This window comes from Achromobacter sp. UBA4530, assembly GCF_002388205.1.
Taxonomy (GTDB): domain Bacteria; phylum Pseudomonadota; class Gammaproteobacteria; order Burkholderiales; family Burkholderiaceae_B; genus Achromobacter; species Achromobacter animicus.
In genome coordinates this window covers 34,918-54,126 of record NZ_DGMA01000003.1, presented here as the reverse complement: position 1 = coordinate 54,126, position 19,209 = coordinate 34,918, and the positions used below count along the sequence as shown (strand labels likewise).

The following is a 19,209-nucleotide window of genomic DNA, read 5'->3' as shown; positions in this document are numbered from 1 at the left end:
CATGCAATCCGTTGACCGCTACTTTTCCAGCAGCTACGCCCAGGCGCGCGAACGCTTCCTGGTGGCCGCCGCGCCGCTGGCTACGCAGGTTGCGTCGTACGGCATCGCGGCCGTGGGCAGCCAGGGCGAGCCGCTGGCCACCGACGTGGCGCTGATCGGCGATGCCGACGCCCAGCGGCTCCTGATCGTGACGTCGGCCACGCACGGCGTGGAGGGCTTCTGCGGATCAGGTTGCCAGCTTGCGCTGCTGGATGACGCGCCGATGCTGGAACGCGCGCGGCAGGCGGGCGTGGCGCTGCTGCTGGTGCACGCCGTGAACCCGTACGGCTTTTCGTGGATCGCTCGCACCGACCAGGGCAACGTCGACCTGAACCGCAATGCCCAGCCCTTCGACGGCCGCGCGCTCCCGGCCAATCCAGGCTATGGCGAGATCCACGATCTGCTGTTGCCGCAGGAATGGCCGCCCACGGAGCAGAACCGCCAGGCCATCGCCCGCCATATCGAAACGCACGGCCTGGCCGCCACGACGCAGGCCGTGTCGCGCGGGCAGTACACGCATCCGGATGGCCTGTTCTATGGCGGCGCGGGGCATTCGCCGTCGCTGCTGACCCTGCGCGACATCCTGCGGACCCACGCCAGCCGCCACGCGCACATCGGCTGGATCGACGTGCACACGGGCCTGGGGCCGCGTGGTCACGGCGAGAAGATCTACGCCGGCCGGCGTGACGACACGGAAGTGGCGCGCGCGCGGCAGTGGTGGGGCAGCGATATCGCCGTGCCGTATCAAGGCAGCTCGGCCTCGGTGGACATCACGGGCCATCTCGCGGGTCTCATCTACGACGCCTGCCCTGCGTCGGAACCGACATTGATGGCGCTGGAGTTCGGCACCAAGCCTTGGGACGAGGTGGTGCACGCGCTGCGGGGACGCAATTGGCTGCGCGCGCATCCCGACGCCCGCGATGCCTTGCAACAGGACATCCTGCAGGCCACACGCGACGCGTTTTACTGCGGGCAGGAAGATTGGCAAGGCATGGTGCTGGGCCAGAGCCGCGTGGCGGTGCTGCAAGCGGTGTGCGGCCTGCAGGCTGCCGGGTAGCAGCGCGCCGGGTGACGGGTAGCACCTGCGGCAGCGTTGCGCCGCAGTGGGTTGCACCGTCATCGGAGCTACCGCAGGGATAACCCGCGAGTTTTGGCGCGACGTGGGTTATCCCTACTTGAGCGGTGCAGCAACCCGTCGATATGCTTTGGTTAACCGTAGAGACCGCAGAGTCTTCGGAGGAGTTTCAAACCAAGCCGGCAGTTGCTGAAAGGAACCGGATTTGCATAGTGCGCCTCCTTTGGACTCAGCCGTCGCAGCCTCGCGGGAAAAGCCATTGCGCGTGATCCCGTGGGCCACGTGGCTGCACCGCGTTTTCGTGGTTCTCATGTATGCGTTCATGCTCAGCCCCATCGTGCTGGTGGTCTGGCTGAGCTTCTTCAAGGACGCCATCCTCTATTTCCCGCCATCGGGCTACACGCTCTCCTGGTACGTCAAGGCGTGGGAAAACCCCGCGTTCGCCAACGGCTTCATCTTCAGCCTGCAAGTGTCGCTGGTGGCTGCGTTCATCGGCGTGACGATGGGCGTGCTGGCCGCGGTCGCGATTGCGCGCTACCGCTTCAGTGGCAGCAAGGGTGTCAACACGCTGCTGCTGTCGCCGCTGCTGATCCCCGGCATCGTCGCGGGCGTGGCCGTCTATCTCTTTTACCTGCGCGCTGAAAACGTGCTGGATCAGGACCTCGTCGGCACCTTCGGCGGCCTGGTCATTGCGCACGTGTGCCTCACCATCCCGTGGACCGTGCGGCTTGTGACGGCGGGCATGGCCGGGCTGGACGGCTCCATCGAGGAAGCCGCTCGCAACCTGGGCGCAAGCGCGCCCAAGGCATTCATGCGCGTGACACTGCCGATGCTGCGGCCGTCCATCGTCGCCGCGGCGCTGTTCAGTTTTGTCGTGTCATTCGAGAACCTGGAGCTGTCCCTGTCGCTGGTCGGCCCGGGGCGCACCACGCTGCCCATCGCGATCATGCAGTACCTCGAATTCAACCTGGACCCGACCATCGCGTCGGTGGCCTCGGTGCAAATCCTGCTGTTGGGCATCATCATGCTTGTGACCGACCGCTACGTGAAACTCAGTCAGGTGGTGTAAGAAATGGCGAAGGTCTCAATCGAAAACATCCGCAAGCAGTTCGGCGCGGCGGTCGCGGTGTCGGATTTTTCCCTGGAGATTGCCGAAGGCGAACTGGTCACCTTTCTGGGACCCAGCGGCTGCGGCAAGACGACCACGCTGCGCATGATTGCCGGCTTCATCACGCCCACGGCAGGGCGCATCCGCATCGGTGAAACCGACGTCACGCGGCTGCCGGTGCACAAGCGCGACACCGGCATGGTGTTCCAGCGCTACGCGCTGTTTCCGCACATGACGGTGGCGGAAAACGTGGCGTTCGGCCTGGAAATGCACAAGGTGCCCAAAGCCGATCGCGATGCAAAGATCCGGCGCGTGCTGGACATGGTGCGCATGACGGAACTGCGCGACCGCTATCCGCGCCAGTTGTCCGGCGGCCAGCAGCAGCGCGTGGCGATTGCGCGGGCGCTGGCGATCGAACCCAAGGTGTTCCTGCTGGACGAACCGTTGTCGAATCTGGACGCCAAGCTGCGCCTGGAAGTGCGCGAGGAAATCCGCGCGTTGCAACGGCGCTTGGGCCTGACCACCGTGTTCGTGACCCACGATCAGGAAGAAGCGCTGGCGATTGCCGACCGCATGGCCATCATGCACGACGGCATCGTGCAGCAGGTGGGCGCGCCCGACACGCTGTACGAGCGGCCCGCCAATCTGTTCGTCGCGGACTTCCTGGGCAAGATGAATGTCTTTACGGGACGCGGCCAAGCCGACGACCAGTTCGAAACCAAAGCCGGACAGCGCATCGCCGCGCCGGGCGGCGGCAATGCCACGCATGTGGGCGTGCGGCCGGAACGTGTACGCCTGCAAGCGCAGCCGTCGGGCGGCAATGCGTTGCCCGGCGTCATCGAATCGTCGTTGTACCTGGGTTCGGTGCTGGAGGTGCGGGTGCAGCTTGATGGCGGCGACCGCCTGATCAGCCAGATCGTCAATGCCGGCACGCGCGCCGCGCCGCCCGCCGCCGGCGAGCGCGTGTATGCGTGCTTCGAACCCGACGACTGCGTCGCCTTCACGCAATAGGAGGCGCGATGACGACCGCAACGCAGGACGGACACCCCAGCCGCTGGCTGGGCCCGGGGCTGGCCTTTCCGGCCTCGCTGGTGGTGCTGGTGATCATCATGATCCCCATCCTTCAGCTGGCGCGCTACAGCTTCAATCATTTCGACCCGGTCGAGATGATGCAGACCGCCTTCACGTTCGAGAACTACGCCAAGTTCTTTGGCGACCCGTACTACCGCGACATCTTCTTCACCACGCTGGGCATCGCGGCGCTGTGCACGGTGCTGGCGCTGGTGCTGGGCTTTCCGGTGGCGTACTTCCTGGCGCGCACGCAAAGCCGCTACAAGAGCCTGTTCGTGATCCTGCTGGTGTTTCCGCTGATGGTGGGCAACGTGGTGCGCGCGGCCGGCTGGATGGTGGCGCTGGGCAATGCGGGCGTGGTCAACGCCGTGTTGCAGGGGCTGGGCATCATCGATAAGCCGCTGACGCTGATGTACACGCCAACGGCGGTGGTGATCGGCACCACTGCGGTGGTCATGCCGTATCTGATCCTGACGCTGCAAAGCGTGCTGGAAGGCATGGACCTGTCGGTGGAAGAGGCCGCGCGCAATGTGGGCGCCAGCTTCTTCACCACCTTCCGCCGCATCGTGCTGCCGATCGCCGCGCCAGGCGTGGCCGCGGGCACGATGCTGGTGTTCATCCTGTGCATGAATGCGTACGCCACGCCGGTGCTGCTGGGCGGTTCCGGACTGACCATGATGGCGCCGGCGCTATACGACCAGATCACCAAGGCCTCGAACTGGCCGTTCGGCGCGGCGCTCGCAGTCATATTGGTGTGCGGCACGCTTGTCATTGCCCTCTTTTCGAACTGGCTGATTCACCGGCGCTATATCAAGACGATGGCGTCCTGACCTGGATACCCCGATAAGGAAATTCTCATGTCTGCTGTGCTGTTCAAGAATGCGAACCTGCTCGATCCCCTGCAGTCCGACCTGCTGGAGGGGCACCATGTGCTGGTCGAGGATGGCGTCATCAAGGAAGTGTCGGACAAGCCGATCAGCGCTTCCTCGGCGCGCGTGATCGACGCCGCGGGCCGCACGCTGATGCCGGGTCTGATCGACCTGCACGTGCACGTGCTGGCCACGCAGTTGAACCTGAGTACGCAGGGCGTCCTGCCGGACGCGCTGGTGATGATGCGCGCGGTGCCCATCATGGCCGCCATGCTGCGCCGGGGCTTCACCACCGTGCGCGACGCGGGCGGCGCTGGCTGGGGCCTGAAGTGCGCGGTCAACGAAGGCACGGTCAAGGGACCGCGCCTGTTCATCTCGGGCCGCGCCATCAGCCAGACCGGCGGCCACGGCGATCCGCGTCCGCGCTCCGATCACCTGCGTCCCATGAGCTTTTGCGGCTGCTGCTTCCGTGCGGGCGATATCGGTCGCGTCGCCGACGGCATCGACGACGTGCGCAAGGCCGTGCGCCAGGAACTGCAGATGGGTGCGGACCAGATCAAGATGATGGCTTCGGGCGGCGTGGCCTCGCCCACCGATCCCATCGCATCCTTCGGTTATTCGGAAGAAGAGATCCGCGTCATCGTCGACGAGGCGGCCAGCCGCCAGACCTACGTGATGGCGCATTCCTATACTGCCGACGCCATCGAGCGCGCCATCCGCAACGGCGTGCGCACCATCGAGCACGGCAATCTGGTCGACGAACGCGTGGCGCGCTTCATGGCCGAGAAGGGCGCGTTCGTGGTGCCGACGCTGGTGACCTACGAGGCCCTGGCAAACGAAGGCGCCGATTACGGCCTGCCGGCGGACTCTGTCGCCAAGATCGCGACGGTGCGCACCGCGGGCCTGCATTCGCTTGAGATCTACAAGAAGGCGGGCGTGAAGATCGGCTACGGGTCGGATCTGCTGGGCCCGTCCCAGCGCCTGCAGAGCGACGAATTCCGCATCCGCCGCGAGGTGCTGTCCGCTCAGGAGGTCATCCAGTGCGCCACCACGACCGCCGCCGAAGTGCTGAACCAGGTCGGCCAGCTGGGCCGCATCCAGGAAGGGGCGCTGGCGGACGTGCTGCTGGTGGACGGCGATCCGTACCGGGACCTGTCGTGCTTGCTGGGGCAGGGCGAGCACATCGGCCTGATCATGAAGGGCGGCGTCATCGAACACAACGAGCTGGGAGTCTAGGAGCCATGAGCGATCCCACGTTTTCGCAGTCGGAAGTCGGCGAAGAGTCGCGCGACGTCAACGCGGCCAAGGGCTGGCATCCGCCTTCGGCGCCCGCGCCGCGCGACCGCGGCCTGGGACCGTTTCCGCGGCTGATCCTGCGCGGGGCCACGATCATCGACGGTACCGGCGCGCCGCCCTGGGGGCCGGTGGACATCGTGATCGAGAACGATCGCATCACGGCGCTGGTCAACGTGGGCACGCCGCACAAGGCCATCGATCCCACGCGCCGGCCCGGTCCGGGCGACCACGAGATCGACTGCCACGGCAAGTTCGTCACGCCGGGCTTTGTGGACGCGCACGCGCACATCGGCACGCCGTATCACGCCATGAGCGGCATCGTGCCGCCCGCCGACTACATCTACAAGCTGTGGCTGGCGCACGGCGTCACCACCGTGCGCGAGATGGGCGCGATGGGCGGCCTGGGCTGGACGATGGAGCAGCGCGAGCTGTCCGCCGCGAACCAGATCGCCGCGCCGCGCATGATCGTGCATTCCGTGTTCCCGGCGGTGAACGATCGCGTCAAGACCATCCACACGCCCGAACAGGGCCGCGAATGGGTGCGCAAGCTGGCCGCGCGCGGCGCGGACGGCATCAAGTTCTTCGGCGCCCCGCCCGCCATCATGGAAGCGGCGCTGGACGAGGCGGCCAAGGTGGGCCTGCGCTCGGGCTGCCATCACGCGCAGATGGCAGTGACGCGCGTGAACGCGATGAAGTCCGCGCGCTGGGGGCTGACCAGTTCCGAACACTATTACGGCCTGCCCGAGGCGCTGTTCGAAGACCGCGTCGTGCAGTCGTTTCCGACGGACTACAACTACAGCGACGAGTATTACCGCTTTGCGGTGGCCGGCCAGACCTTCATGCAGGCCGCGCAGCCGGGGTCGGCCAAGTGGCGGCAGGTCATGGACGAGTTCCTGGAACTGGGCCACACCTTCGTGCCCACCTTCAACATCTACGACGCCAACCGCGACCTGATGCGCGCGCGCCGCGCCGACTGGCACGACGAATACACGTGGAAGGCGGTGTGGCGCTACTTCCAGCCGCAGCGCGGCGGCCACGGCGCCTACTGGTATCGCTGGAGCACCACCAACGAGATCGAATGGAAGCAGAACTACCGGCTGTGGATGCAGTTCATCAACGAATACAAGAACCTGGGCGGACGCGTCTGCGCGGGCAGCGATTCGGGCTTCATCTACCAGATCTATGGATTCGGCTTCGTCCGCGAACTTGAGCTGCTGCAGGAAGCGGGCTTTCATCCCATCGAGGTCTTGCGCGCGGCCACGTCGCACAGCGCGGCGCTGCTGGGCATCGATGACGACACCGGCTCCATCGACGTGCAAAAGCGCGCCGACCTGCTGATCCACGACCAGAACCCGCTGACCGACTTCAAGCTGCTGTTTGGCACGGGCGCCATGCGGCTGAACGACGACACCGCCAAGGTCGAATGGCAGCGCTGCCTGCAGACCACCATCAAGTCGGGCGTGGTGTACGACACCGCCGAGCTGCTGGCCGACGTGCGCGCGATGGTCCGCGACAGCTGGGCCGACGATCCGGACGGCGAGCGTCCGCCGGCCGGCGGCGCACCGTCGGGATCGCCGTGCGACACGGGCGAGGACGCACCCTGATGGCCGTCGACCTGTTCCTGTTGTGCGGGTTTCTGGGCAGCGGCAAGACCACGCTGCTGGTGGACTACCTGCGCGATCCGGAATCGCGTGACACCGGCGTGATCGTCAACGAGGCCGGCGAGGTCGGCGTGGACGGGGCCATCGTGGCCAATGACAGCGACAACGTGCCGATGACCTTGATGGCCAACGGCTGCGTGTGCTGCTCGCTGCGCAGCGACCTGGTCTACACGCTGAGCGCGCTGCTGGACGCGCCCCGCCCCGAAGGCGAAGGCCCCTTGCAACGCGTCATCCTGGAATGCAGCGGGCTGTCGCGGCCCGGCCCGATCATCGCGTCGCTCGCGGATCCCGAGCTGGCCAGCCGCGGCCTGCGGCTGACGGTGGTCTGCACCGACGATTGCGCGCGCGATCCTGATGCGCTGGCCGAGATGGACGAGGCCATGGCGCAGTTCGGGGCGGCGCATCGCATCGTGCTGACCAAGACCGATCTGCTGCCGGCCGTGCCCGGTGCGCTGGGCGCTCGTGCCGCGCGCGCCGAGGCGCTGAATCCGCTGGCCGCAGTTGTCGCGGAACCGGATCGCACCCGCGCCGTGCGGGCCGCGTTCGCGCCGTCGCAAGGCACTTCCGACCTGGCGGGGCTGGCGGCGCGGATGCTATCGGCAGGCGGGCAGGGCGCGGCGCATCCGCGCATCCGCGTCATGGCGGCGCGCGCGCAGCCCGGCATCAGCTGGACCGATTTTTCCGAATGGCTGGACAACCTGGCCGGGCTCTGCGGCGACCGCCTGCTGCGGGTGAAGGCCGTGGTGCGCGTCAGCGATTGCGAAGAACCCATCCTGATCCAGTCGGTCGGATCGACCTTCAGCCTGCCGCAGCGGCTGACGCGGCAGCCGGATGCGCGCGACGCGATCATCGTGATTGCGCGCGACATCGAGGCTGAGGAAATCCGTGCCTCCGCGCCGCATGCGCCGGTCGACATGCTGGTCTGAACACCGTTGAATCCAAGGCCGCGCGGCCAGACTGGCGTGCCGCGCGGTGCTTCGTAGCTAGTCGTCAGTTCTTTTCGATACGAGGTTGTCATGCAAGAGAAAAACCTGAATCGCCGTGGCTTCATCAAGACCGCCTCCGGCCTGGCGCTTGCGCCCGCCCTGGGCTGGCTGCCCGGCATGGCCCACGCCGCCGAAAAGGAAATCGTGGTCGGCACCTGGGGCGGCGACTACCAGAACCTGCTGCAGCAGATCATCAATCCCATCGTCGCCAAGCAGGACGTTAAGGTGGTCTACGACACGGGTAACGCCGTGGGCCGCGTCACCAAGCTGCGCGCCGAAAAGAACTCGCGCCGCGGCAGCATGGACGTGGCGCTGCTGGGTGAAGTCGACATGTACGACGCCGAGCGCTCCGGCACGCTGGAGCCCCTGGACGTCAAGAAGCTGCCCAACCTGGCAAACGCGATCGACACGCTGAAGACGCCGTACTCGATTCCGCACATCTTCAGCGCGATGACGCTGGTCTACAACACCGAGAAATTCCCGACGCCGCCCGATTCGCTGCAGGTGCTGCTGGATCCCAAGTGGAAGGGCCAGGTCGGCTTCTCCGACATTCTTTATCTCTACAACTCGGTCTTCGTGGGACTGGGCGCGGACGGCACCACCAAGGACTACGAGGGCGGCAAGCGGTTCCTGGCCAAGCTCAAGCCGAACGCGCCGCGCATCTACCCGTCCAATGAAGCCGTCGCGGCCGCCTTCAAGTCCGGCGAAATCGCGATCGCCGTCATGTGGAAGGCGCGTGCGCTGCAATGGAAGGACAGCGGACTGCCACTGGGCTTCGTGATTCCGAAGGAAGGATCGGTGCCGGTGTCGTTTGAAGCCGCCGTCGCCAAGAACAGCCGCAACAAGGACGCGGCGTGGGCGTACCTGAACGCCATGTTGGATCCGCAGGGCCAGATCGGCTTTGCGGAAAAGATGGGCTATGCGCCCACCGTCACCAACGCGTCGCTGCCCGAGGCATTGAAGCGCGTGGGCTTCTCGGATGCCGAGGTCAAGCTGCTGCACGCGTACGACCTGAAGGGATTGACCGAGAAGAAGGCGGAGATGCTGGAGTTCTGGAACAAGGAGTTCAAGGCGGGTTGATAGGGGCGCGGGGCGTCGTTCCCCGCGTTTGCGCCACTGACCGCTTCATCGAAGCGCGATTCCTGCAGGGGAATCGCGCTTTTTCGTTTCCGGACGCCGCGGCATGCGTAGTGAAATGTTATATCATTGGCCTGCTGGTTTGTAATGATATAACATCCGAGAGAGTAAAGATGAACGGTAAGAAGCTGGGGATGGGGAAAGCGCGCGGCAAAGCATCGCGCGTTCGAGCGGTTGGCCGGGCGCCCTTGAAGCCGCTGGTGTGCTCGCTGATGCTGATGGCGCCCGTCGCCCAGGCGCAGACCGAAGGCGAGACCCGCACGCAGACCGTGGCGCCGATCACGGTCTCCGCGAATCCGCTGGGGCTGGACCTGAACAGCACCACGCTGCCGGCCTCGGTGCTGGAAGGCGATGCGTTGATCGAGCAGCGCAACGGCACGCTGGGCGAAACGCTCAAGAACCTGCCGGGCGTCAACAGCGACACGTTCGGCGGCGGCGCCAGCCGTCCGGTGATCCGCGGACAGACCGCGCCGCGCGTGAAGGTGCTGTCCGATGGGTCCGAAGTGATGGATGCCTCGGCCATCTCGCCCGACCATGCGGTGACCGTCGAGCCGCTGCTGGCCGACCGCATCGAAGTGCTGCGCGGCCCGGCCACGCTGCTGTACGGCGGCGGCGCGATCGGCGGCGTGGTGAACGTGATCGACAAGAAGATTCCGACCGAAGTGCCGGAAAAGGGCATCGCGGCCGAAGCGGAACTGCGCGGCGCCACCGGCACCAAGGAACGCGCCGGCGCGGTGGGCATCACGGCGGGCGAAGGCCAGTTCGCGGTGCGCGTCGAAGGCATGAAGCGCCGCACCAGCGACTACGACGTGCCGGACTGGCCCGGCGGCAAGCTGGAAGGCTCGTACAGCGAGTCGACGCAGGGCTCGGTCGGCATGTCGTGGATCACGCCGCGCGGCTACGTGGGCGTGGCGTTCACGCACCTGCAAAGCGAATACGGCCTGCCCGGCCACAACCACGAATACGAAGGCTGCCATCCGCACGGCACGCATCTGCATTGCGGCGGCCATGACCACGACCATGGGGACGAAGGCGAGGAAGGTCACGACCACGACCATGATCACGAACATGGCGGCGTGCCCTACGTGAAGCTGCGCAGCAACCGGATGGACCTGCGCGCCGAATACCAGGATCCGTTCGCAGGCTTCGAGAAGATCCGATTCCGCGGTGGCCTGACGGATTACCAGCACGACGAGATCGAGGGCGGCGAGGTCGGCACGCGTTTCAAGAACAAGGGCTACGACATGCGGGTGGAACTGCAGCACAAGCCCATCGCCGGCTGGCGCGGCGTGATCGGCCTGCAGAACGCATACAGCGATTTCAGCGCCGAAGGCGAAGAAGCATTCCTGCCGCCGAGCAAGACGCGTTCGAACGGCGTGTTCCTGCTGGAGGAATACCAGTTGAACGACTGGCGCTTCGAGCTGGGCGCGCGTCAGGACTGGCAGCGCGTGTCGCCGTCGGGCGGCGCGCCGCGCAGCAGCCTGTCGGGCACGTCGCTGTCGGCCGCCGCGATCTGGGACTTTGCGCCGCAGTATTCCGTGGCGCTGTCGCTGTCGCGTTCGCAACGCCTGCCCAACGCGCAAGAGCTGTATGCGGATGGCATCCACATCGCCACCAATACGTATGAACTGGGCAATCCGGACCTGACGCGCGAAACGTCGCACAACATCGACTTGACGCTGCGCAAGCATTCGGGCGACACGACGTTCTCGGCCAGCGTGTTCCACAACCGCGTGAAGAACTACATCTACGCCAACACGCTGGATCGCTACGAGGACTTCCGCCTGATCGAATACACGCAGCAGGATGCGGAATTCACGGGCGTGGAAGGCGAACTGCGGCACCAGTTCACGCCGATCTTCTCGGCGGCGGTGTTCGGCGACTACGTGCGCGGCAAGCTCACGGGCGGCGACGGCAATCTGCCGCGCATTCCGGCCGGACGCGCGGGCGTGCGCGGCAACTTCAAGTGGCAAGAGTGGTCGGGCGGCGTCGAATACGCACGCGTGTTCGCGCAGAAGGACATTGCGGCCTATGAAGACACCACGCCGGGCTACAACATGGTCAACGCGGTGGTGGCCTATCGCGGCCAGTACGGCGCCACGGGCTACGAGGTCTTCCTGCGCGGCACCAACCTGCTGAACAAGCTGGCTTACAACCACGCCTCGTTCATCTCGACGGTTGCGCCGCTGCCCGGCCGCAGCGTGCTGCTGGGCGTGCGCATGACGTACTGACCCGGTTGGGTGCGGCGGCGGGCTGTGCTATTTTCGGCGGGTGCCGCTGTCCGCGGCGGCATCCTGCGCCAGGAGCCCGCCATGCTGAAGTTCGCCGCCAATCTGTCGATGATGTACACGGAACATGCGTTCCTGGACCGCTATGCGGCGGCCGCCGCCGACGGCTACGCGGGCGTGGAGTGCATGTTTCCCTATGAAGCGCCCGCCGCGTTCGTGCGCGAGCGCATGGACGCCGCCGGGGTGGCGCAGGTGCTGTTCAATGCGCCGCCCGGCATCACCGCGCAAGGCGATCGCGGGCTGGCGGCCCTGCCGGGCCGGCAGGCCGAGTTCCAGGCCGGCATCGAGCAGGCGCTTTCGTATGCCACGGCGTTGTCTTGTTCCAACGTGCATGTGATGGCGGGCGTGGCGCCGCCTGATGCCTCGCGCGAGGCGATGCTGGACTACTATCACGCCAATCTCGACTGGGCCGCGCGCGAGGCGCGCTCGGCCGGCGTCACGCTGCTGATCGAGCCGATCAACACGCGCGACATCCCCGGCTATTTCCTGAACCGCCAGGAGGACGCGCACGCCGTCGTGCAGGCGGTCAATGCGCCCAACCTGAAAGTGCAGATGGACCTGTACCACTGCCAGATCGTCGAGGGCGATGTCACCGCCAAGCTGCGCGAGTACCTGCCCACCGGGCGCGTGGGTCACCTGCAGATTGCCGGCGTGCCGCTGCGCCAGGAGCCGGACCGGGGCGAGCTCGATTACGGCTGGGTTTTCGGCGTGCTGCGCGAGTTGCAGTACACCGGCTGGATCGGCTGCGAGTACCGTCCTGCAGGTTCCACGTCGGCCGGACTGCGCTGGCTGAGCGCCGCGCGCGCCTGATCGGCAACAATCCCGCATTTGAAGTTCAAAAGGAGTGAGCGTCATGTTCCAGGGCGTGCTGCGCATGCTGTTTTCGGCGGTGCTGGCCGCGGCCATGCCGGCTGCGTCGTGGGCGGCCGATTATCCCGATCGGCCCATCCGGTGGCTGGTGCCGTTCAGCGCGGGAGGCGGCAGCGATCTGGCGACCCGCATCGTGGCCCGGCATGTCGGCCAGACGCTGGGGCAGCCGGTGGTGGTGGAGAACCGCCCGGGCGCCGCCACCATCGTCGCCGCGCAGGAGGCCGCGCGCGCCCAGCCGGACGGCTACACGGTGCTGACCGCGGGCATGAGCACGCTGGCGCTCAACCCGTGGCTGTACGACGATCTGCCCTACGATCCGCAGCAGCAACTGACGCCGGTGTCCACGCTGGTGGCGCTGCCCATCGTGCTGGTCGCGGCGCCTGATTCGGGCCTGCACACGCTGGACGACGTGAAGACCTATCTGAAGCGCGAGCCGCAGGGCAGCTATGCGTCGCTGGGCGTGGGCAGTCCGCATCATCTGGCGATGGAACTGTTCATGGAAACCGTCGGCGGCCGCGCGACGGCGGTGCCGTACAAAGGCTCGCCGCCCGCGCTGCAGGACGTCGCCGCGGGCGTGGTGCCGCTGATGATGGCGGACCTGGCCGCCGCCCGGCCGCTGATCCAGGCGGGCAGGCTGCGCGCGATTGCCGTGCCGTCCGCCAAACGGTCTGCGCAACTGCCGGGCGTACCGACGTTTGCCGAGGCCGGCGGGCCGATCTTCGAGGCGGCGGCCTGGCAGGGCGTGGTCGCGCCGGCCGGCACGCCTGCGCCCATCGTGGAAAAGCTCAGTCAGGCGATCCGGCAGGCGCTGACATCGCCGGATGTCGTCAGGCAGTTGACGCTGCAGGGGTTGGAGCCGACCGGCAGCACGCCCGATGCCTTTCGCGCGTACGCGCGGCAAGAGCACGAACGCTGGGGCGCGGTCATTCAGGGCAAGGGGCTTTCCGCGGAATAAGGGGCCGGGGTGACGCGATGCCGGGCAAGGCGTAAACGGGACTCGGCGCTGGGTGAGAAGGGTTCGGGTAGCGAAGGGCCGGGTAACAGCCGCCGCAAGGTGTAACGCCGGCGTGCACGGCGGCGGCGCGGGCGTACGATGAAACGATGCGCATCCGGCCCGGACCGCGGGCGAGGAGACTGCCATGTCTTTGATCGTAGCTGCCCGCTTCGAGGGCTTTGAAGCCGCCAAGGCCGCCGCCAGCCGCCTTGCCACCAGCGGCTTTCCCGACTGGGATATCCATACCTTCTACGTCAATCCCGCCGGCGAGCACGGCCGCTTTCCCTATGGCGGCGACCGGCGTTCCGACCCCGACGCGGGGCGCGCCGACATGGGCGCCTATCTGGGCGCGGGCGGCGTGGGGGCCGTGTTTGCGGTGTTCGGCGGATTCGTCGCGGCAGAACTCAGCGACTCCACTGCCGCAATACTGGCCGCGGCGGGTGTGGGCGCGTACCTCGGGTCGCTGTTCGGCGCGCTTTGGGTGACGGGGCACGGCACCACGCAGCACGGCCACTTCAATCCCGACTCTCATGCCGAGATCCGTCAGGCCGGGGTCATGGTCGCCGTGCGGGTCAGGCCGCAGCGCGAGATCCTGGCATGCCGCATTCTGCGCGATGCCGGTGGCGCCGACGTGGAGCACGCCAACGGCCGCTGGCGCAACAACCATTGGGAAGACTTCGACCCGCTATCGCTGCCGCAGCGCGAGCCGGGTTTTGGTTGATGGCGGATCAATCCGGCGCGGGGATCGGCGCCTTGCGGCTGCGCTGCGCCGTCGCGGCGCAGCCGGCGGAGGCGATGATGATGCCGCCGATCGCCAGCCATTGCGTCTGCGACAGGTGTTCGTTCAGCACGACGACCCCGGCCAGCGCGCCCATCGCGGGTTCCATGCTCAGCAGCACGCCGAACGTCTTTTGCGGCAGCCGCCGCAGCGCCACCATTTCCAGCGAATAGGGCAAAGCGCTGGACAGGATGCCGACGGCCACGCCCGCCAGAATCAGTTTGGGATCCAGCAGCGCCATGCCCGCGTGCGCCGCGCCGACGGGCAGGGCGACCATCGCGGCCGCCAGCAGACCCAGCGATGTCGCCTGGCCGCCATGCACGTTGCCGGCCATCTTGCCGAAGATGATGTACAGCGCCCAGCACACCGCTGCCCCCAGCGCGTACGCGATGCCTTGCGGATCGAGGTCGTGGACGGACTGGCCGGTGGGAATGAGCAGGATCAGGCCGGCCAGCGCGCAGGCGATCCACACAAAGTCGATGGCGCGCCGTGACAGCACCACAGCCAGCGTCAGCGGTCCTGTGAATTCGATGGCGATGGCAATGCCCAGCGGCAGCGTTTTCAGCGCCATGTAGAACAGCAGGTTCATGCACGCCAGCGTCACGCCGTACAGGGCGATCTTCGCGGCGTTGACGCGCGTCAGCGGAAAGCGCCACGGCCGCCAGAAGGCCAGCAGGATGATGGCGCCGATGACGATGCGATACGCGGTGGTGCCTTGTGCGCCCACTTCCGGAAACAGCGATTTCGCGAACGACGTGCCCACGCATAGCGAGGCCATGGCGCCGATCAGCGACAGGGTGGGGAGCAGGGTGGACGTGGCGCTGTGGTGTCCGTTGTTCAAGGTGGCGGCGGTCATGGAAGGCGGGGTTTGTGCAAAAACGCTTGTGTCAGGGATGTGGCGTGGACGGTCAGGGCTGCGGATTCATCGCCGTGGAAACCAGCACGTAGATCGCCAGCCCCAGCATGATCGCGCCCAGAATGCCCTGCTGCGCGCGCAGGAACCACGGATTGCGCGCGACCCAGCCGCGGATGCGCGACGCGCCGTACGCAAAGCAGCTGCCATAGGGCAGGCTGAGCGCCTTCATCGTGATGCCCAGCACCAGCATCTGGATCCAGACCGGCCCATTGTCCGGCGAGGTGAACTGCGGCAGGAAGGCGATCATGAAGAGCAGCACCTTCGGATTGAGCAGGTTGGTGATGAAGCCCTGCCAGAAGGCGTCGCGCGCGTCGCCCGGCCGGGCCGCCAGCGATACCTCGGCGGCGTTCGCGCACCGGATCATCGCCTTGATGCCCAGGTACCCCAGATACAGGCCGCCCGCCGCCTTGATGCCGACGAAAAGCGTGGGAAAGGTCCGCAGCACGGAAGCCAGGCCCAGCACCACGGCCGGAACCTGGATGAATCCGGCGGCCACGTTGCCCAGCACGCTATGGAAGGCGGGCCGAAACCCTTGCGTCATGCCGCGCGATAGCGTGAGGGCCATGTCGGGGCCGGGCGTGAGCTTCAAGGCCGCGTCGGCGGCCAGGAAAAGCAGGAAAAGCTGGAGTGACGGCATTGCAGGGTGCAGCGTGGAATTCCCGGCGGCGCGGGCGGAGGGCTCCCAGTGTAAGCAAGCGGCTTGAATAATTCCTGCGTCCGGCGGGCGCGAAATGAAGTTTCCCGTCGAATTCTCGATGGTTTGCGTCGCGGCCACGATTAGAATCGGCCGATAGCCGCATCCCGCCCGATGTTTCACCTGAAAAGCGTTCCGAGCGCCCCATGGAACTAGACGATTTCGACCTGCAGATCCTGCAAAGCCTGCAAGAAGATAACCAACGAACCAGCCAGGAGGTCGCGCAACTTGTGAACCTGTCGCCGGTGTCCTGCCTGCGCCGCATGAAGCGGCTGCGCGACTCCAAGGTGGTGACGGCGGACGTGTCCGTCGTGGACCCCGCCGCCGTGGGACGCGGGATCACGATGGTGGTGCTGGTGTCGCTGGAAAGCGAGCGCGCCGACAAGCTCGACCAGTTCAAGCGCGCCATGCAGACCGCGCCCGAGATCATGCAATGCCTGTCGGTGACGGGTGAGGTCGATTTCGTGCTGACGCTCACCATGCGCGACATGGCGGAATATGAGGTGTTCGCGCAGCGCCATTTCTGGGGCAATCCCAACGTGAAGCGGTTTTCGACGCTGGTGGTGATGAGCCGGGTGAAGAATGGGCTGACGGTGCCGGTGATGGCTGGGGAGTGAACCGGCGCGCCGAGCGGCATGGGCGCTCATGCGTGCGCGCAACCGGCCGCTCAAGCCCCTGACGGCTGGCCGCCGTCCCGGCTGCCGGTTCGCGCGGGGCCAGGCTTGTGCGGGTCGGCCGGCCAGGCCGCGTGGAGCGCACGGCCAGCTTCTTCCGAAACACTGCGCAAATGCAGGTCCCGCTGCGGAAAGGGGATCTGGATGCCCGCGTCCCGCAGCGCGTCGTACATCCGCGCCAGCATGTCGCTGCGGATCTCGATCCACCGGTCAAAGTCGTAGGTCCACGCGCGCAGGCTGAAATCCAGCGTGCTGGCGCCAAAGCCCATGAAGAGCACCATGGGCGCAGGCTCCGTGACCACGCCCGGCGTCTGCCGCGCGACGTCGTCCAGCAGCGCGAGCACCTGCCGCGGGTCGGTGCCGTAGGCCAGCCCGATGCTGATCTCGATCCTGCGGCTGCGGTCCAGCATCGTCCAGTTGGTCAGCTTGTCGGACAGCAGCGTGCCGTTCGGGACGATCACGTCGGCGCCGTCGAACGTCTTGATGCGGGTGGCGCGCATGCCGATATCCCGCACCTGGCCAGACGTGCCGCCGATCTCCACGACATCGCCGGGCTGGATCGGCCGTTCGAACATCAGGATCAGGCCCGACACGAAGTTGTTCACCACGCCTTGCAGGCCAAAGCCGATGCCCACGCCCAGGGCGCCGAACACGATGGTGAGCTGGCTGGTCTGGAAACCCGCGGCCGACAGGGCGATGCCCAAACCCAGCAGCAGCACCAGGTAGTACGACAGCGAGGCGATGCTGTTGCCGACGCCACGCGGCAGCGACATGCGGGTCAGGACCTCGTCGTGCAGGACGAGGCGCACCGCGCGCGCGGCCCAGAAGGCAATCACGACCGAGATCGCGAAGACCAGGATGTTGCCCAGGCTGATCGAGACCTCGCCGACTTCCAGCGTGTAGGACAGCACCTGCGTCACGAAGGCGTATGTGGCGCGCAGAACGCGGAAGCGGTCCATGGTGTAGACCGCCCAGCCCACGATCGCGGCGGCGCTGACAAGGCGGATCAGCAGCAGCACCAGCGGCGGCGCGTGTTCGCGCGCCAGCCGGAAGCGCGAAATGCCCTGACGGGCCAGCAGAAGCTGCAGCAGCGTGATGATGACGGTCACGCCCGCATACAGCACCAGCCCGAAGTAGCCGCTGCCGATGATGCCGCTGGTCAGCATCTCGGACAACGACACATTGCCGATGAGGTTCGCGCCCAGCGACACGCACAACAGGGCTGCCGCGCACCAGGCGACGGCGCGCAAGGCGCGCACCAGCCGCTCGGAACCGGGCGGATAGGTCTGGCGCCGTCCGCGCGCCAGCAGCCATAGAATGGCCGTCAGGGCCGCCACCGCCGCCGCTACGGTCGACACACGATAGAAGAGGGTATTGGCCAGGAACAGGAAGCCCAGCCGCTCGGCCAGGAAGAGCGCGGTGATGACGCGCGGCCAATGATCCAGATGCCGTCGGCTGGCGGGTGGAAGCAGGCGCAGTACCGGCACCGCCGCCAGCACCAGGGCGATCTGCTGCACCATCAACGGCGCGTCCGGCTCCAGGGCCAGCACGCCCATCATCGACAACAGGACCCACGTGGAGATGGGCCGCCCGAGCACACCGGCAGCGGTTTCGCTCATGACGCCGGTGCGGATGGCGTTGCGGCTTTTTCTGGCCAGCCAGATCAGCAGCGGCAGCAGCAGCAGTTGCAACGTGTGCAGCGCGCGCTGATTGCTGGCGCCGGCGGCGCCGTAGTCGCGCGCGAAGCGGACCTCGATGTCCAGACCTTGGCGCAAAAGGGTCATGGTGTCCTGGTCGGATCGTCCGGACCAGTCCAACGCCCAGAGCGGCGGCGAATCCACCCGCAGGAGCCGCGCGTCGACATAGCTGATCGCCTCCATCACCTGGCGCTGGCCCGCCTTGATCTGTTCCTCGATCGCGTTGGCCCGCTGTTCCAGTTCCACCTGGCGTGACAGCGGCACGGACAGCGCCTGGCTGGCCGCCAGCAACTGCGCGATCACCACGTCGACGCGGTCGGCCAATGCCGCCGGCAGCCCCGCCGCGCCCGGCGCGTCCTTGATCGCCTGCCAGGCCGTGCGCCGGCGCAGCAGCTCGGCGGCGTCGCTGGCGTACCAGGCGGTCGCCTGCCGCATGTCGGTCCGCCAGCGCGCCAGCCGCCGCACGTCAAAGAGCCAGTGCCGCTCCAGGCTTTCCAGCCGCATGATGGGAAAGTTGCGCAGCTGGGCCGGCTGGAATTCGTAGAGCTTTTCGTCCGCGGACTTGGCGATGGCATCGAGCGGCGGCATCAGCGCGCTCAACGGATCCGCCGTCGCCGCGCGCTGCAACACGCCCTCGGCGTATCGCAAATCCGTGTCCGCCCGCAGCGGAATCTCGGCCATCTGGATCGCGACGGGCGGCGCGGCAGGCGCCGGCGTTTCCGCTGCAAGCGCCACGCGTGCCCATCCCAGTACCAGGCCAAATAGCCAGAAGAGGATTCGTGCGCGTGCGCGCATGTTGCGACTCCGTGGTGGGGGACGGATTTGCGGTTGCTTGGGATCGACTGCGAAACGGCGGCATGTCACGATATCGCGAAATGCGGCGGGCCAGAAGGGCAATATGGATGTCGCCATTCGCAATTCGCGAATGACGAATGGCGCATGTGCTGCGAGCGCTGCCGGCGCGGGGAGTTGCCGCAAGCGTGTCTGGCGATTGGCGCGCCAGAAAGCAAAAACCCCGCCGCAGTAAATACCGGGCGGGGCTGAATGCTTGAATCT

The 19,209-nt window shown here is 66.8% G+C and carries 16 protein-coding genes; 13 read left to right on the top strand and 3 right to left on the bottom strand.

What is annotated here, in order from left to right:
* Position 1 precedes the first annotated feature (1 nt).
* From B2W22_RS02215 to B2W22_RS02160, 12 genes are all read left to right on the top strand, one after another.
* On the top strand, positions 2-1,096 hold the full coding sequence (locus tag B2W22_RS02215; protein ID WP_286936048.1) for a M14 family metallopeptidase: 1,095 nt from the start codon (positions 2-4) through the stop codon (positions 1,094-1,096).
* A 277-nt stretch (positions 1,097-1,373) separates the two neighbouring features.
* A complete protein-coding gene (locus tag B2W22_RS02210) occupies positions 1,374-2,183 on the top strand; it encodes an ABC transporter permease (protein ID WP_175122125.1) in 810 nt (269 codons plus the stop codon).
* A 3-nt stretch (positions 2,184-2,186) separates the two neighbouring features.
* Positions 2,187-3,233, top strand: coding sequence for an ABC transporter ATP-binding protein (locus tag B2W22_RS02205; protein WP_175122126.1), 1,047 nt, complete (start codon positions 2,187-2,189; stop codon positions 3,231-3,233).
* Positions 3,234-3,241: 8 nt separating this feature from the next.
* Positions 3,242-4,123 carry an ABC transporter permease gene (locus tag B2W22_RS02200; protein ID WP_286936047.1) on the top strand — a complete coding sequence of 294 codons (882 nt, stop codon included), beginning with the start codon at positions 3,242-3,244 and terminating at the stop codon, positions 4,121-4,123.
* A gap of 27 nt (positions 4,124-4,150) precedes the next feature.
* Positions 4,151-5,398 (top strand): metal-dependent hydrolase family protein, encoded by a 1,248-nt coding sequence (locus B2W22_RS02195; RefSeq protein WP_286936046.1) that lies wholly within the window; start codon positions 4,151-4,153, stop codon positions 5,396-5,398.
* Between the two features lie 5 nt (positions 5,399-5,403).
* A complete protein-coding gene (locus B2W22_RS02190) occupies positions 5,404-7,062 on the top strand; it encodes an amidohydrolase family protein (RefSeq protein ID WP_286936045.1) in 1,659 nt (552 codons plus the stop codon).
* A complete protein-coding gene (locus B2W22_RS02185; protein WP_286936044.1) occupies positions 7,062-8,045 on the top strand; it encodes a CobW family GTP-binding protein in 984 nt (327 codons plus the stop codon). Before B2W22_RS02190 ends, B2W22_RS02185 begins: the two co-directional genes overlap by 1 nt.
* 90 nt (positions 8,046-8,135) lie before the next feature.
* Positions 8,136-9,185, top strand: coding sequence for an ABC transporter substrate-binding protein (locus tag B2W22_RS02180; protein WP_175122131.1), 1,050 nt, complete (start codon positions 8,136-8,138; stop codon positions 9,183-9,185).
* Positions 9,186-9,376: 191 nt separating this feature from the next.
* On the top strand, positions 9,377-11,473 hold the full coding sequence (locus B2W22_RS02175; RefSeq protein ID WP_414631296.1) for a TonB-dependent receptor domain-containing protein: 2,097 nt from the start codon (positions 9,377-9,379) through the stop codon (positions 11,471-11,473).
* A gap of 81 nt (positions 11,474-11,554) precedes the next feature.
* Positions 11,555-12,340: a 2-oxo-tetronate isomerase gene (gene otnI, locus B2W22_RS02170; protein WP_175122132.1), complete on the top strand. Its 786-nt coding sequence runs from the start codon at positions 11,555-11,557 to the stop codon at positions 12,338-12,340.
* Positions 12,341-12,383: 43 nt separating this feature from the next.
* Positions 12,384-13,355 (top strand): Bug family tripartite tricarboxylate transporter substrate binding protein, encoded by a 972-nt coding sequence (locus B2W22_RS02165; RefSeq protein WP_286936042.1) that lies wholly within the window; start codon positions 12,384-12,386, stop codon positions 13,353-13,355.
* A gap of 184 nt (positions 13,356-13,539) precedes the next feature.
* Entirely contained in the window at positions 13,540-14,115 is a 576-nt protein-coding gene (locus tag B2W22_RS02160) for a hypothetical protein (protein WP_175122134.1), read from the top strand.
* A gap of 7 nt (positions 14,116-14,122) precedes the next feature.
* Here the strand turns inward: B2W22_RS02160 and B2W22_RS02155 are convergent, their stop codons facing one another.
* Together B2W22_RS02155 and B2W22_RS02150 are read right to left on the bottom strand one after the other, a co-directional pair.
* Positions 14,123-15,028 (bottom strand): EamA family transporter, encoded by a 906-nt coding sequence (locus B2W22_RS02155; RefSeq protein ID WP_175122135.1) that lies wholly within the window; start codon positions 15,026-15,028, stop codon positions 14,123-14,125.
* 52 nt (positions 15,029-15,080) lie between these two features.
* Positions 15,081-15,725 (bottom strand): LysE family translocator, encoded by a 645-nt coding sequence (locus B2W22_RS02150; protein WP_175122136.1) that lies wholly within the window; start codon positions 15,723-15,725, stop codon positions 15,081-15,083.
* A 203-nt stretch (positions 15,726-15,928) separates the two neighbouring features.
* Here B2W22_RS02150 and B2W22_RS02145 point away from each other — a divergent pair, with 203 nt between their 5' ends.
* Positions 15,929-16,399, top strand: a complete 471-nt coding sequence (locus B2W22_RS02145; protein ID WP_286936040.1) for an Lrp/AsnC family transcriptional regulator — start codon at positions 15,929-15,931, stop codon at positions 16,397-16,399.
* A gap of 50 nt (positions 16,400-16,449) precedes the next feature.
* Here the strand turns inward: B2W22_RS02145 and B2W22_RS02140 are convergent, their stop codons facing one another.
* Positions 16,450-18,948: a mechanosensitive ion channel family protein gene (locus B2W22_RS02140; RefSeq protein ID WP_286936039.1), complete on the bottom strand. Its 2,499-nt coding sequence runs from the start codon at positions 18,946-18,948 to the stop codon at positions 16,450-16,452.
* Positions 18,949-19,209: the final 261 nt, after the last annotated feature.